Source organism: Marinobacter maritimus (assembly GCF_007671675.1).
Lineage (GTDB): Bacteria > Pseudomonadota > Gammaproteobacteria > Pseudomonadales > Oleiphilaceae > Marinobacter > Marinobacter maritimus.
In genome coordinates this window covers 407,644-420,410 of sequence record NZ_VCGW01000003.1, presented here as the reverse complement: position 1 = coordinate 420,410, position 12,767 = coordinate 407,644, and the positions used below count along the sequence as shown (strand labels likewise).

The 12,767-nt window shown below is 55.3% G+C and carries 11 protein-coding genes; 4 read left to right on the top strand and 7 right to left on the bottom strand.

Annotation, left to right across the window (positions count from 1 at the left end; all coding sequences use genetic code 11):
• Positions 1 to 146: 146 nt before the first annotated feature.
• The gene (locus FFI90_RS14050) at positions 147 to 1,940 is read right to left on the bottom strand and encodes a diguanylate cyclase (protein WP_144778686.1); all 1,794 of its coding nucleotides are present in this window, start codon (positions 1,938 to 1,940) and stop codon (positions 147 to 149) included.
• A 274-nt stretch (positions 1,941 to 2,214) separates the two neighbouring features.
• Here FFI90_RS14050 and FFI90_RS14045 point away from each other — a divergent pair, with 274 nt between their 5' ends.
• On the top strand, positions 2,215 to 3,297 hold the full coding sequence (locus FFI90_RS14045; RefSeq protein WP_186317991.1) for an alpha/beta hydrolase: 1,083 nt from the start codon (positions 2,215 to 2,217) through the stop codon (positions 3,295 to 3,297).
• Between the two features lie 55 nt (positions 3,298 to 3,352).
• On the opposite strand, the gene FFI90_RS14040 is transcribed toward FFI90_RS14045, so the two are convergent.
• Together FFI90_RS14040 and FFI90_RS14035 are read right to left on the bottom strand one after the other, a co-directional pair.
• Positions 3,353 to 4,285: a formate/nitrite transporter family protein gene (locus tag FFI90_RS14040; protein WP_144778685.1), complete on the bottom strand. Its 933-nt coding sequence runs from the start codon at positions 4,283 to 4,285 to the stop codon at positions 3,353 to 3,355.
• 206 nt (positions 4,286 to 4,491) lie between these two features.
• Positions 4,492 to 5,271: an IclR family transcriptional regulator domain-containing protein gene (locus tag FFI90_RS14035; protein WP_144778684.1), complete on the bottom strand. Its 780-nt coding sequence runs from the start codon at positions 5,269 to 5,271 to the stop codon at positions 4,492 to 4,494.
• Positions 5,272 to 5,458: 187 nt separating this feature from the next.
• Here FFI90_RS14035 and FFI90_RS14030 point away from each other — a divergent pair, with 187 nt between their 5' ends.
• From FFI90_RS14030 to pcaF, 3 genes are read left to right on the top strand one after another with little or no spacing between them, the layout of a single operon-like run.
• On the top strand, positions 5,459 to 6,274 hold the full coding sequence (locus tag FFI90_RS14030; protein WP_144778683.1) for a CoA transferase subunit A: 816 nt from the start codon (positions 5,459 to 5,461) through the stop codon (positions 6,272 to 6,274).
• Positions 6,274 to 7,050 (top strand): CoA-transferase subunit beta, encoded by a 777-nt coding sequence (locus FFI90_RS14025; RefSeq protein ID WP_144778682.1) that lies wholly within the window; start codon positions 6,274 to 6,276, stop codon positions 7,048 to 7,050. Before FFI90_RS14030 ends, FFI90_RS14025 begins: the two co-directional genes overlap by 1 nt.
• Before the next feature lie 8 nt (positions 7,051 to 7,058).
• Entirely contained in the window at positions 7,059 to 8,261 is a 1,203-nt protein-coding gene (gene pcaF / locus FFI90_RS14020; protein ID WP_144778681.1) for a 3-oxoadipyl-CoA thiolase, read from the top strand.
• 92 nt (positions 8,262 to 8,353) lie between these two features.
• Here pcaF and FFI90_RS14015 read toward each other — a convergent pair whose 3' ends face one another.
• The 4 genes from FFI90_RS14015 to FFI90_RS14000 all read right to left on the bottom strand — a co-directional run bounded on the left by FFI90_RS14015 (position 8,354) and on the right by FFI90_RS14000 (position 12,636).
• Positions 8,354 to 9,838: a tripartite tricarboxylate transporter permease gene (locus tag FFI90_RS14015; RefSeq protein WP_144778680.1), complete on the bottom strand. Its 1,485-nt coding sequence runs from the start codon at positions 9,836 to 9,838 to the stop codon at positions 8,354 to 8,356.
• 81 nt (positions 9,839 to 9,919) lie between these two features.
• Entirely contained in the window at positions 9,920 to 10,456 is a 537-nt protein-coding gene (locus tag FFI90_RS14010; protein WP_144778679.1) for a tripartite tricarboxylate transporter TctB family protein, read from the bottom strand.
• Between the two features lie 82 nt (positions 10,457 to 10,538).
• Positions 10,539 to 11,531 carry a Bug family tripartite tricarboxylate transporter substrate binding protein gene (locus tag FFI90_RS14005; RefSeq protein ID WP_144778678.1) on the bottom strand — a complete coding sequence of 331 codons (993 nt, stop codon included), beginning with the start codon at positions 11,529 to 11,531 and terminating at the stop codon, positions 10,539 to 10,541.
• A 325-nt stretch (positions 11,532 to 11,856) separates the two neighbouring features.
• Entirely contained in the window at positions 11,857 to 12,636 is a 780-nt protein-coding gene (locus tag FFI90_RS14000) for an IclR family transcriptional regulator domain-containing protein (RefSeq protein WP_144778677.1), read from the bottom strand.
• Between the last annotated feature and the right edge of the window lie 131 nt (positions 12,637 to 12,767).

The window sequence follows — 12,767 nt, the reverse complement described above, 5'->3', positions numbered from 1 at the left end:
CATCGGGGCGTTCAGCCAGGGCAATCATAAAAAGCGAAGGCCTGCTTTTGACACCTTTCCGAAGGCCAAGACAACACCTTTAATCTTTAGCCCTCGCATCACCACTCGCAGAAGCTTCGCCTAACGTCTTCCCGCTGTTCGCCCCCTTAAGCCAACAGACAAACGTCGTTCTTGCGTTCCCTTTTGACTCGGTACATGGCTTCATCCGCTCCCCGGATCAGGTCACTGCCTTTCTGCTCTCCACCCCGACCGGTACAGATACCCACACTGGCACCAATCCGTACCGACTCTCCCGAAGGCAGAGTCACCGGTTGTGTGATGGCTTCGCGTAACCGCTGGCCAATTTCCAACACGCTGGCTTTTGAGATGACGTTTTCGGTGACCACCACAAATTCATCGCCTCCCATCCGGGCCACACAGTCACTGTCCCGAGCCTCCTGCTGCAGGCGACGGGCGATTGTCTGAAGCAATACATCACCCGCTTCATGGCCGTACTGGTCATTCACCGGTTTAAAACCGTCCAGATCGATCAGGATTACCGCCAGAAGCTCATTCCGCCGCTGCGCCCGTTGCGTGAATTTTTCGAGATGAATCATCAAGCCATAGCGGTTGTAGAGCCCGGTGAGGGGGTCTTTCACTACCCGGCGCTCCAGTTCGGCCTTGGCGACCTCCAACTCTGAAGTACGCTGAACAACCCGGCGTTCCAGTTCACGCTCCTGTCGCTGTAGCGACAGCACCAACTGACGCTGAGCCTCTTCCTTTTGACGTTTGAGTTCGTTAAATCGAGCCGCCAGACCGAAGGACAGCAGGATCATCTCAATTGCGGAACCAATCTGCAGGCCATAAACGGTGAAGAAATTGGAGGGTATCCAGCCCAGGTTTCGGACCGACAGCAACGCGGTGCCTACCAACAGGAGCAACCAGGCTAACAGGTATATCCGGGCCGCAGGAACACGAAGGCGCACACCAACAACCCCGCTGGTTATCAGAAACGCCGTGGTCAACACGCCCATCGCCGACATGATCTTGAGGGCATCCTGCACTGGCACCAGTAGTGTCACCAGAGTCGCGCACCACCAGCATATCGCCATGACCAATAACGCCCGATCCCAGCGCGGCGCAATCCGGCGCATATTCAGAAAGCTGCGAGCAAACATCACCGCCAGGGTAGCCGCCAGAGTGTACCCGGTTGGTAGAATACGGTTGCCCCACTCTCCAACCAGTCCTGGCCAAAGCAGCAAAGGACCCAGGCCGTTCATGCTGGAGGCGGCAATACCGAAGCTGAACACAAACAGCGAATACAGCAGGAAAGAGCGTTGGCGGGTGCCAAGAAACAGCAAGAAATTATAGGCCCCTAGCGCCACCAGCATCCCGAAGTACAGAGCCAGCCAGACATATTCCTGGTCACTGTCTTCGTAGAACTCAAAGGTAGGCGCCAGCCGTGCGTTGAGGGTCATGCTGGCGTGGGTGGTTACCCGCAGGTACAGCGTCGCCCGCTCCCCGGGCTCAAACGAAAGCGGAAAGACCGGTTTGCGATGGGCCACCACGCGGTCCGCTGGCGCCAGGGTACGCCCTGACCGCATCCGCTCAACCGTGCCATTGGTATTCACCCGATAGAGGCTAATGTCATCCAGATAGGCGTAGGTAAACTCAAGCATTCGGTCCAACCGCTGGCTTGAGTGGGATTCCACTTCAATCCGCATCCAGAACACATCGGGAGTGTAGCCTTGGTGGAGATCGCTTGGCACTGCTGGCCCGAAGGGTTCGATTCCACTGCGCACTTGCTCGAACGTCAGCTCACCGTCGGGGTCCCGCAGTAGCGAAACAAAGCCATCCAGCGGCTGAGCACCGCGCTCGTCCAGCACCAGCAAACGTTCTGCGCTCCAACCTGATGCTGCCGCCAGCAAAAGCCCTACAAAGGCAAAACACCGACTTGCCAAACGACAACCACCCGACAGCAAATGCACACTCCCGTTTATTGAACTGCCGGATCAAACGATCAAGGCTCAGGAATTATAGCGGCTATGAGGTTACACAGACAGGCTAATCATCCGCCTCGCCAGATTGAGATTGCGCCATTGTGGTGGACAACTGATCCCGGCCGAACGCGAAAGTGACTCAACCCACAGCATTTTGCTTATACTACCACCTGGTTGTTTGTAACAACCCCTGCCAGCTCAGATGAGCTGCCATGAAACCACGCGAGGGTTACTCATGATTTTCGGAATCGCCTGGTTCGCAATGATGTGGCTTGGTCTGATGATGGTCGCGCTGGTGGCTGCTGTGGTGTTTTTACGGCGCCGCAAACGCAGTGCGCGGGATGAACGCGAAACAACCACCCGCCCTGAACAAAGCGAAGCCCGCCAGCAGGTACTTGAAACGGTCAGGGGGATGCATGCTTCGGCTGAGGGTCTTCATGGCCGGGCTCGCGTAAAGGCACTGCGACGCTACATGGATAGCATGAGCGACGGTCTGGAACTCGTCTCGGACATACGTCCCTCTGCAACCGATGAGCCCAAGGGGGAATGGGTGATTGCACCCGGTGCAAAACCCTACCGCAGGATTCTCTACATTCACGGTGGGTCCTGGATCGCCGGCAGCCCCAAAAGCCATCGCGCCATCACTGATCGTTTGTCGAGGCTGGCCAACGCCTGCGTATTCGCCATCGATTACCGGCTGATGCCGGAAAACCGCTACCTGGACGGCATTGTCGACTGCCAGCAGGCTTACCGCTGGCTACTCGGCAACGGCCCGGACGGGAAGGCTGCGGCTGATTTCATTGTGGTCGCCGGGGACTCCGCTGGTGGCAGTCATACTCTAGGGCTGAATGCCTGGATACGAGACCAGGGTCTGCAACCACCGAATGCTGTTGTTGCTCTATCGCCGTCTACCGAGCTCATGCTCACGTCATTGGGAAAACGAGCCAACCTGAAAACCGATGCCATGCTCGGGCCAACCATTGAGAAACTGGCGCGGGTACCCCTTCCGCTACTGTGGTGGGGCACGGTTTTGGGCTTTCGGGTGCTGCCCACCAGCCCGATAGCCTCTCCACTACGAGGCGCCCTTCACGGCCTCTCGCCAACACTCATTCACGTCAGTGAATCGGAATTACTGCTGGAAAACGCCCAACGATACGCAGCGAAAGCGCAGGCGGCTGGCTCCCAGGTGGAAATAGAAACCTGGCCCGACATGGTTCATGTATGGCATCTGTTCACGCCTCTTTTGCCAGAGGCAGAGGAAGCATTCGAGCATATTGGTGAATTTCTGACTCGGGTAGAAGCCAGCTCAGCGAAATAGAATCGTGGCGTCTCAATAGGCCATCTGCGGCCATACGCCTTCGCTCCGTTTCGCATCACATTTCTTCATGAACCTGGCCATAGGCCAGCATTGCGAACAAACCCGTTCCGCCGAGAATGTTGCCGAGGAGTACAGGGAAAATATGGTAGTTCAAGGCGGTAAAGATATTCATTTCCCCACTCAGCACCAGAGTGAAAATTTCATTTGACCCAGCAATGACATGGGTAAAATCACCCGCGGCGATCAACCAGGTGAACATGACGATAACCAACACTTCGGATCTCTTCGCCGAAGGCAGCATCCAAACCATTGCCGCTATGAAAAAACCGGATGGTATACCGCGTAAAAATGTCTCGACCGGAGTCAGTTCCGCCAAATGGCGCGATATTTCCATGATCGCCGCGAGGCTTTCGGCGGGAAGGATACCCCCATGGACGCTGATGGCGGCAGTAAGAAACGTGCCACACAAATTGGCAGCGAGCACAATCCCCCAAAGGCGGGCGGCGCAAAAGAAGCGGTTGCGTGTCGGGTCAGCGAGAACTGGCAGCACAACTGTGATCGTGTTTTCAGTGAACAGTTGAAGCCTGCACAGGATAACCAGAACAAATCCGAACGAGTAACCAAGGCTTTCAATCAACGTCAGGTAAGGGTGATCCGAGCCAAGGTTGGAGCGGATAATTCCTTCGACAAGGACTGAGGTCGAAATTCCGACCCCTGCTGCCACACCCGACCACCAAAGTGAAATTTTCGGCCGACGAAGCTCATCTTCGCCCTCGCGCAGAATAATAGAGTAAACGGTCAGGGGCGAAAGATTGCCATGCTCGGATACGGTATTGCGCTCTTTCTGAGTCAGTGACTTTTCGCTCTGCGTTGGCGTCTGCTCGCGGGATTCGCGATCCTGCGCTTTGGCACGAGTCTCTTGCTCTTCCGCGACTTCCTCGGCCTTCTTTTTGGAGGAGGTGTTCCGATCGACTTCTCCGTCTCTCATTTAACTGTCCTTTAGCGATCCAGTAGGTGCCATTGTGCTTTTCAGCGCAGCAGGCGCTCTTTGGCTTCATTCATTCGGGCGGCAAATGAGGCTGGTGGCCGGGAAGACCGACGTCTTCGCTGCCGGATGCAACCGTTTACACAGCCTGGAAGCCGATACCGTCAGGAAAAACTACCTGCTCGCCCTTAAGCAAGAGTTGCGGCTGACTATTGTGTTGTTAACTTCACTCTGGCCGCAACGTCCTGCAACCGCGGCAGATAAACGGTCATCAGAGTGTCCATGTCCACCCTAGCCGCATTGGTGCTGATGTTAAGCGCACCCAGTAATACGTTACTGCTGGTGTATACCGGCACCGCAACTGAGCGCAGGCCGGAATCCAACTCCTGATCCACAATCGCGAAACCCTGCAACCGGGCTTTTAAAACCTCCTCCTTTAAAGGCCCTTTGGTTTTGATCGCATTGGGCGCGGAGGGCTTCAGTTCGACGCTGTCCAGAAAGCTATCCAACTCCTTATCCGGCAGTTGGCCGAGCAATACCCGACCCATGGATGTATAGACAGCCGGCAACCGCGTGCCCACCGACAGCGTAATGGCCATCAGCCTGTGGCGTGCCGATGACCGCACCACGTAAACCACATCCTTGCCATCAAGCACCCCCAGTGACGAGGACTCTCCCAGTTCGGCGGTGATCTCACCAAGGTACTGTTCGATCACAGCACGATACTGATTTGAGGCCTGGTAGGCATAACCCAACTGCAATACCTTGGGCGTCAGCTCGAACTGGCGTCCAACCCGCTTCACAAACCCCAAAGCATGCAGCGTTAAAACAAAACGTCTGGCCTTGGCACGATCCATATTTGCACGCACCGCCACCTCGCTCAACGTCATGCGCGGATACTCAACACCAAAGACTTGCAGCACTTCCAGCCCCGCGGCCAGCGCACCTACGAAATCCCGGTCTCCGGGCTTCAGGCTTTGTTCATCCATTCTGTACCCTGTATTTACTTTCATCTGAGCCTATACCGTACCATTTTGTTCGCAATACGAACATCAGATCACTGTTTGATTCCAAGGTCACATTTGCCCTTGACGGTCTAAATCAAATCAAGCGATCATGTTCGCATATAAAACTTATGTTCACATAACGAACATTAAAAGAAAATTGGAGATCTGCATGGCTGAATTTCTCTCTCTCCGTGAAGCGGTGAGTAGATACATCAACGATGGCGACACCGTGGCGATGGAGGGGTTCACGCATTTGATTCCATTTGCCGCCGGACATGAAGTTATCCGTCAGAAAAAGCGCGACTTGACGTTGATACGGATGACCCCAGACCTGGTGTATGACCAGATGATAGGCGCCGGCTGCGCCAAAAAACTGATCTTCTCCTGGGGCGGGAACCCGGGGGTTGGCTCCCTTCACCGGCTGCGCGATGCGCTTGAAAACGGCTGGCCAAATAGCATCGAAATCCTCGAACACAGCCACGCTGCCATGGCCTGTGCTTACGATGCCGGCGCAGCAGGCCTGCCCTTGGCCGTTCTGCGTGGCTACATAGGCAGCGATCTGCCCAAAGTAAATGATCAGATCAAGTTCATCGACTGCCCGTTTACCGGCGAGCGGCTGGCAGCGGTGCGCTCGGTTCGGCCCGATGTGGCGGTGATTCATGCCCAGCGCGCCGATCGCAACGGCAACGTACTGATCGAAGGCATTGTCGGTATTCAAAAGGAAGTGGTGTTGGCCGCCAAGCGCAGCATCGTCACCGTTGAGGAAATCGTCGATAACCTTGATGCCGGCGTGAACGCCTGCGTTCTTCCTTCCTGGGCCGTCACTGCCATTGCCGAGGCACCGAAAGGTGCCAGCCCGTCCTATGCCCTGGGTTACTACGATCGTGACAATGCCTTTTACAAAGAGTGGGACGGCATCGCCCGTGATCGGGAAGCCTTCCAGGCCTGGTTGGAAGCCAACGTGTTTGAGAAAGGAGCTGCGTAATGAGCCTTGAATTTACGTCTTCAGAAATGATGAGCGTCACCGCTGCCCGCGCGCTGACCAGCGAGATGACGTGCTTCGTCGGTATCGGCCTGCCCAGTGAGGCCGCCAATCTGGCTCGCCTGACACACGCCCCGGACATCACCCTGATTTACGAATCCGGCACCCTGCAAACCAGGCCCGATGTTCTGCCACTATCCATCGGCGATGGCGAGCTGTGCGAATCAGCCCTGACCACGGTGTCGGTGCCGGAGATGTTCCGCTATTGGTTGCAAGGCGGTCATGTCAGCGTCGGTTTTCTGGGAACCGCCCAGATTGATCGCTACGCCAACCTGAACACCACGTTGATTGGAGACTATCGGGCACCCAAAGTTCGCCTGCCCGGAGGCGGCGGCGCACCGGAAATAGCCACCAACGCAAAAGAAGTGTTTGTCACGCTGAAACACTCCAAGCGCACCTTTGTGAAAGACGTCGACTTCCTTACCACAGTCGGCTTTGGGCGTGACGGTAAGGCTCGGGACAACGTACCCAACATTGGTCGCGGCCCGACAATCGTCATCACAGACCTGTGCATTCTCAAACCAGATCCGGAAACCAAGGAACTGGTCGTGCACCTGCTGCACCCTAACGTAACCCGCGAAGATGTGATCAACGCCACGGGCTGGGAAATCCGCTTCGCCGACGAACTCGGAACCACCCCTGCCCCCACCGCCGAAGAGCTGGAAATCCTGCGCAGCCTGAAAGCACGCACCGATGCCCACCATGCAGGCCAACAGTGAGGTTTATTATGACTGATGTATTTTTATGCCATCCCCGCCGCTCGGCCATCGGCCGCTTTGGCGGCACTCTGGCCAGTGTTCGCCCGGACGATCTGGCCGCTCAAATCTTCAAAGCGCTACTGGCAGAGGCTCCCGAACTGGACCCGGCAGCCATCGATGAAGTGATTATGGGATGCGCCAACCAGGCAGGTGAAGACAACCGCAATGTGGCCCGCATGTCGGCGCTGCTCGCCGGGCTACCCACCTCAGTACCGGGCACCACCATCAACCGGTTGTGCGGCTCCGGCATGGACGCGGTAGGCACTGCATTCCGCGCCATTCGCGCCGGCGAAATGAATCTGGTACTGGCAGGCGGCGTCGAATCCATGTCACGGGCGCCCTATGTAATGGGCAAAGCCGATAGCGGTTTCTCCCGCAGCCAGAAAATTGAGGACACTACCATCGGCTGGCGCTTTGTGAACCCGCTGATGAAGAAAGAATTCGGCGTGGATTCGATGCCGGAAACAGCCGAGAACGTTGCCGAACAATTCGACGTATCTCGCGAAGATCAGGATTTGTTCGCACTGAGCTCGCAGCAAAAAACCGCCAAAGCCCAGAGCGAAGGCGTCTTTGCCGAGGAAATCGTGCCGGTCCTGATACCTCGCCGTAAACAGGAACCGCTGGTATTCGACACTGACGAACACCCCCGCAGTACAACCCTCGACAAGCTTGCAACATTACCTACCCCGTTCCGCGAAGGCGGTAGCGTTACCGCTGGTAATGCGTCTGGTGTGAATGACGGTGCCGCCGCCATGTTGGTCGCCAGCGCCGACGCGGTGAAGCAACACAAACTCAAGCCTATGGCCAAAGTGCTGGGCATGGCCACCGCTGGCGTTGAACCACGCATCATGGGGATAGGTCCGGTGCCCGCCACCCGCAAATTGCTGGAGAAGCACGGTATCAGCATTAATGATATTGATGTGATCGAGCTGAACGAAGCCTTCGCTGCACAAGGGCTGGCTGTCCTGCGGGAACTCGGCGTCGCCGACGACGATCCACGGGTAAACCCGAACGGCGGTGCCATCGCTCTCGGTCACCCACTGGGCATGTCCGGGACACGCCTGATGATGACCGCCGCCTACCAGTTGCAGCGTACCGGTGGACGCTATGCTCTGTGCACCATGTGTATTGGGGTCGGCCAGGGTATCGCGACACTTATCGAACGGGTATAAGTCATAACGCAACGAGCCCCGGAATACCGGGGCTCGTCAGCAATCCGCAGGGTGCGCCCGCACCCTTCCACTGTCAGATCACATCAAAGTACCTACGCCAACGCATCTTCCTTCCGTGCCACCCAGTAGCGACGAATCGCAAAAATCAGGGAAGCAACGGTAAGCATCACGAACACCCAGGTAATCGGTCCCCGGAAGAAAATCGACAAATCGCCTTTACTGATGAGCATGGTACGCCTCAGGTTGTCTTCAAACATCGGCCCGAGGATAAAGCCGATCAGGAACGGTGCCGCTGCGATCCCTGTCCGGTTAAAGACAAAACCGACAACGCCAAAGGCCAGCATCAGGGCAATATCAAAGGTGCTGTTATTAACGGCATAGGCCCCGTAGATACAGAACATCAATACGATGGGTAACAGAATGGTTTTGGGAATGTCGGCAATGAGAGAAAAGTAGCGAATAGCCGCGTTGCCAACAAATACCAGTACGAAAGAGCTGACCATAATGCCGCAGAACAGCGCATAAACCAGGGTCAGGTTTTCCTGGAACAGAACCGGGCCGGGTGTGAGGCCATGGATCATGAAAGCGCCCAGAATGATGGCTGTGATGACATCACCCGGAATACCCAGTGAGAGCAACGGAATCAGTGTCGCGCCGGCGACGCCGTTATTACCAGACTCAGCTGCGGCAACACCTTCAATCTCACCCTTACCGAAGTTCGCTTTGCGGGGTGAGGTCCGCTTGGCTTCGCTATAAGAGATGAACGCCGCCGAGGTGGCGCCAGTACCGGGGATCGCACCAATAATAACGCCGATAAGGCTACCGCGGACGATGGTTTTCAACAGACCCTTGAATTCTTTCCACGTCAGCGATGCGCCGCTGACCGCAGTACGGATGTGCGGGGCTACCTTGGATGTATAGAACTCAATTACCTCGGGAATCGCAAACAGGCCGATTAGCAGAGGAATGAAGGAAACCCGATCCATCAGGTTATAGTTATCAAAGGTCAGCCGCTGGGTGCCGTATACCGCGTCAAGGCCGATGGTGGAAACGATGATGCCGAGACCCGCCGCAATCAACCCTTTGACCACCGAGCTACCGGAAACGGAGACAATGATGGTCAGCGAGAAACAGATAAGCCAGAAATACTCGGGAGGACCGAAATTCAGTGCAATTTTTGCCAGGTAGGATGCAAAAAAGATCAAGGCAATATTGGAAATCATATCCGCCACAACCGATGAGTACAGCGCCGTTTTCAAGGCCTTCTTGGCCTTGCCCTGCTGCGCCATAGGATAACCATCCAACAGCGTACAGGCAGAGGCTGGTGAGCCCGGGGTACGGATCAGAATGGCGGTGATCGAACCACCATACATCCCACCTTTATAGATACCAACCAGCAGCAGAATGGCGGTGACCGGCTCCATGGAAAAGGTAAACGGCAGCGCCAGTGCCACCGCCATAGTGGCCGTCAGACCAGGAATAGCACCAACAACAACACCGACCAGAACACCCGCCGCAATGGCAAGAAAATTATCAACACTCAAAAAGAGCGTCAGAACTTCAGAAAAATTTTCCATTTTGAGCAACCCAAATACGTAATACCTGATAACAGACAGACGTCGTTATCTGCGTGCGTGCCTGACAGTCAGGAACGCGGTTCAGATCAGGGAGAGCGACTCCCAAAGCGTTCCGGGAGGGAGTGGAACATTGAGCACATAAATAAACAGCAAGGTCACGATGGCGGGAAAGATGATCGCCAGGGCATACACCCAGATATTGCGCAAGTCGCTTGCCAGGAACAGCAGAACACTGGCAAGAAAACCGCTGCCAATGGCGCCAAGTTCCTCAAAAAACAGTACGTAGACAACCCCGGCTGCGACCATTAACACCTGCCGCATGATGGGAACACCTCGACGGAATTCATCCGCTTCACTTCGCTTTGGTGGCGTGACAAGGCCATCGACCATAAGAATCAACGAAAGCACCAACACCAACCAACCCGCAAGCTGGGGCAAAAACCGCGGTGACAGCAACGGGTGCTGCATCTGCCCAGGTATCTCGATGTGCGAGGGGATAACGTAGAACAAAAAGCCCAATGCCAGAATAGAAAAGGCGCATCCCAAAACCGAGTTAGGGTTGCACCTGCCATAATGGGACTCGCTGGCCGCGACAAATTGCAGTTCAGACTTTTCCATGATCAGGCCCTGTATACCGATCTCTCTCAAAGAAAAAGGCGGGCTCACCTTTCAGTAAGCACCGCCCCGAAAGCAGCCTGTATTAACGCTTCAGGTTTGCTTTTTCTGCAACGTCTGACCACTTCTGCAGCTCGTTCTGAACAAACTGACGGAAGTCATCACCCACAACCGTTCCAGCTTCCGCACCGAACTGCGGCAGGAACTTTTTAAAGTCTTCGCCGGCCATAACCCTATCCAGGGCCGCCTGAAGCTTAGCCATCCCTTCTTCCGGGAAGGACTTGTGTGCGATCAAACCAAACCAGGCCGAGGTTTCATAGCTTTCAAGACCGTAGCCTTTGCCTGCCTGCTGCATGGAAGGTACGTCCGGAAGGAACTCGGACGCTGTCGGTGTGGTTACTGCCAGAGCTTTGAGCTTGCCTGATTGAATATGGGGGTAGACCGTTGGCATATTCTCGAACGCCACATCCACATCGCCGGAAAGCAGGGCTGGAAGCGCTTCACCTGAACCACGGAAGGGCACGTGTACCAGATTCGTCTGGGTCAGGTTTTTGAACAGCTCACCTGACATGTGAATCGAACTGCCGATACCCGGCGAACTGAAGGACAGTTGCTGCTCACGGGCCGCCTCTACAAATTCAGCGACGGTGTTGTAAGGGCTATCGCTCGGAACCACCATAACGTTGGGAATATTGATCACGTTGCGTACGAAGGCAAAGTCCGCCACCGGATCGTAACGCAGATTCGGATAAAGGGAAGCCCCAATGGTGTGCCCGGGAGAGGCCATCAGCAACATATGGTCTGATCCGCGCCCACCGCGTGCCAACTGGCCAGTTGCCACTGTAGAGCCGGCACCGGGGCGGTTTTCGACAACAACGGTGGTCAGCTCTTTTTGCAACAGGTCAGCAACCTTCCGGGACAACAGATCTGTTGTGCCACCTGCGGAATAGGGAACCACCAGGCGAATATTATCCTCCGGCCATTCATCAGCCTGCACCAACCCGCCAAAGGACAGCGACACTGCGGCCAGAGTGCATAACATCTTACCTTTCAAACGGCTCTTCATTAATTTCATCATTTTTGTGGTTATCCTAATCAGCAAAGATACTTGTTCGCTTATCGAACTTATGTTCGCATATTTCGCGGGTACGTAATCTCACATATTCACAAACAAGGTGCAAGAGTTTTTCCCTTCCCCCAACCAGCCCTTTCAGAGGCAACCGAACCACCACCCACAAGAGATTTACAGCGAATAATCGCTAACTCCATGCCATCCATAAGATTTTCAGATCAACGCGTAAAGGGAGCCGGTTCCAAACACGAACCAGGCAAGGTGAGGAAGAGATAGGTAGATGGCCCCAGTCTCACAGGGGCCACCGCATCAGTTGTATCAGAATCCGCTATCAGGGCAGGATGTCGGTAAGTTTTTGTGCAGCGTCCTGCATGATTGGCACGTATTCCTGTGCAATACGCTCCATCGACACAGAGCTGACATGGCTGCTGGAGTTCAACGCAAACCGGGCAGTTCCGCGACGATCCAATACCGGTACAGCCAAAGCCCTCATACCCAGTTCCAGCTCCTGATCCACAATGGCGTAACCATCGGAGCGAATCTTTTGTAATTCCGCTCGAAGCGCATCAGGCCCTTTAGTATAAGCGGTCAGTTGCTCGAAGTGGGTTTTTTCGATGACATCTTCCAACTCCGGAGCCTGCAACGCCGCCATCAAAACGCGCCCGCCAGAGGTGGCATAAGCAGGCAAGCGGGCGCCGATTTGCAGGTTAAGAGGAATCAGGCCTCGCCGGGGGATTCGGGCGACGTAGACGATATCGACACCATCAAGCACCAGAGCGGAACAGGACTCTCCCAGCTGGTAGGATACTTCTTCCATGATGGGTGTGACGGTTTCCGAAAAGTCCAGCGACGCCAGATACGAATAACCAAGCTCCAGAACCTTGGCGGTCAGACCAAACTTCTTGTCATCCTGGGAGACATAGCCCAACTTTTGCAGCGTTAACAGAAAACGACGTGCAGCCGCCCTCGACAGGTTGTTTTTTTCCGCAACTGCCGACAGCGTCATAGAAGGCGTCTCTGTGTCGAAAGACCTTATGACTTCAAGCCCGCGCGCAAACGTGGACAGGAACTCCTTGTCTGCACCGGTACCATCCGAATCCTGGTGACTCATCCTGATTCATCCCCTCTGCATTAGCCTCTGTAACCGTTCGATAATCGGACGATTGTTCGAATCAGCGGATAATGACAGCGACGAATCGACTATGCAAGCCACCAGCCCTCAGGAAAAACCAGGGACAGGAA

Coding starts and splice junctions, on each gene's coding strand:
- FFI90_RS14045 (WP_186317991.1), top strand. CDS start 2,215: ATGATTTTCGGAATCGCCTGGTTCGCAATGATGTGGCTTGGTCTGATG.
- FFI90_RS14040 (WP_144778685.1), bottom strand. CDS start 4,285: ATGAGAGACGGAGAAGTCGATCGGAACACCTCCTCCAAAAAGAAGGCC.
- FFI90_RS14035 (WP_144778684.1), bottom strand. CDS start 5,271: ATGGATGAACAAAGCCTGAAGCCCGGAGACCGGGATTTCGTAGGTGCG.
- FFI90_RS14030 (WP_144778683.1), top strand. CDS start 5,459: ATGGCTGAATTTCTCTCTCTCCGTGAAGCGGTGAGTAGATACATCAAC.
- FFI90_RS14025 (WP_144778682.1), top strand. CDS start 6,274: ATGAGCCTTGAATTTACGTCTTCAGAAATGATGAGCGTCACCGCTGCC.
- pcaF (WP_144778681.1), top strand. CDS start 7,059: ATGACTGATGTATTTTTATGCCATCCCCGCCGCTCGGCCATCGGCCGC.
- FFI90_RS14015 (WP_144778680.1), bottom strand. CDS start 9,838: ATGGAAAATTTTTCTGAAGTTCTGACGCTCTTTTTGAGTGTTGATAAT.
- FFI90_RS14010 (WP_144778679.1), bottom strand. CDS start 10,456: ATGGAAAAGTCTGAACTGCAATTTGTCGCGGCCAGCGAGTCCCATTAT.
- FFI90_RS14005 (WP_144778678.1), bottom strand. CDS start 11,531: ATGATGAAATTAATGAAGAGCCGTTTGAAAGGTAAGATGTTATGCACT.
- FFI90_RS14000 (WP_144778677.1), bottom strand. CDS start 12,636: ATGAGTCACCAGGATTCGGATGGTACCGGTGCAGACAAGGAGTTCCTG.